The 1519-nt window shown below is 46.0% G+C and carries 1 protein-coding gene; it reads left to right on the top strand.

Features of this window, described 5'->3' with window-relative positions; all coding sequences use genetic code 11:
- Positions 1–93 precede the first annotated feature (93 nt).
- The gene (locus G1O98_RS38165; RefSeq protein WP_163939638.1) at positions 94–1407 is read left to right on the top strand and encodes an NF041680 family putative transposase; all 1314 of its coding nucleotides are present in this window, start codon (positions 94–96) and stop codon (positions 1405–1407) included.
- Positions 1408–1519: the final 112 nt, after the last annotated feature.

Genomic DNA, 1519 nt, shown 5'->3' with positions numbered 1-1519 from the left:
CTGGACTTTGGACTAAAAGGCTAGAGAAAAGCAGTCAGCAGTAACACTGACTGCCGTAAAGTCAATGAAAGTAATCGATAAATCATTGACGTGATGATCCTGACACAACTAGAAAAATTCCGCCAAGCTATCTACGATAGTTTGGGGAAGGCCAAAGATGCAGTATTTGAATTGATGGATGCAGTATTGACAAGTCCAAGTATCCCATCATTTGTCAGCTTGTCTCAAAGCCCAGTATTTCGACGGCAATGGTCGAGCATTTATGCAGCACTGCATGATAGTCGTCCACCCAGAAGGAAACTGATGAAACTGATGGTGAAGCAGGTAGCGACAGAAGAGCAGCCATTTCTAGCAGGAGATCATAGCTTTTGGTCACGACCAGAAGCCAGAACACTCAGGGAAAGAACTTTTTATGGGGACAGAGGAGGGAGCATAGGCATCGGACAAAGTTATAGTACTTTAGCCTGGATACCAGAGGCGGATGGGAGTTGGGCATTGCCGTTGAGACATGAACGGATAACCAGCTTTGAAACTCCAACTAGTAAAGCAGTATTTCAACTAAAACTTGTAACTCGTGAGTTAGGAGTCAGACCGCTTGCTGCTTATGATCGAGGCTATGGCAATGCCAAATTTGTCCAAGCCACGGAGGAGATTAATGCAGACCTGTTGTTGCGTTTAGCATCTAACCGATGTGTATGGGGTACACCCGGTACTTACAAAGGACGAGGCGCACCTCGTAAGCATGGTCATAAATTTAAGCTCAATGACCCCCAAACTTGGCCAGAGGTAACTGAAACTCTAGAAGTTGAAGACCCGCAAGTTGGTCGAGTTAAAGTAATGCGCTGGAGTGGGTTTCATTTTCTTCAATCCCCAAACCGGGCAATGGAAATCATTCGCGTCGAGGTGATCCAACCAGTTGGTCGCAATCGTAAGTTCCAACCCTTATGGCTCGCTTGGTTGGGTCAGACAATGCCTCTATTAGAAGATCTCTGGCAAAAATACCTACGGCGCTTTGCTCTAGAGCATTGGTATCGATTTGCCAAACAGAGGTTATATTGGACACAGCCTCAATTGAGTTCTACTCGGGCGGCAGAGCGATGGAGTGACCTGATGCCCCTGCTAACTTGGCAACTCTGGTTCGCAAGAGTTGCCTGTATTGATTCCCCCTTGCCCTGGCAATCGACTCAGGATAAACTGTCTCCAGGACGTGTAGCACAAGCTTTTCCTCTAATTTTAGCCACTATTGGCACTCCTGCTCAACCCCCGAAAACTCGCGGTAAATCACCTGGGCGTGCCCAAGGGCATCAGCCTCCTCAACGTCCTCGTTATCCCACTGTCAAAAAACACGCATCTAAAAAACCTAAAACCGAAGAATCACTTAAGAATGCTGATCTAACTGCTGCTTAGTTTCTGCTTCTTTTTTAACGATTCCACTTAACTCAGCCCCTAAAAGAAATTAGGTCACTTTCTCTTGCCTTCTATATCATTGCTACTAAATGCCAATTAGTCCAAACTCAAG

The organism is Nostoc sp. UIC 10630 (assembly GCF_010747425.1).
Lineage (GTDB): Bacteria > Cyanobacteriota > Cyanobacteriia > Cyanobacteriales > Nostocaceae > Nostoc.
This window is presented reverse-complemented; position numbering and strand designations above follow the sequence as displayed.

Bases quoted from the DNA above. Each gene is read 5' to 3' on its own strand.
- G1O98_RS38165 (WP_163939638.1), top strand. From the start codon at position 94: ATGATCCTGACACAACTAGAAAAATTCCGCCAAGCTATCTACGATAGT.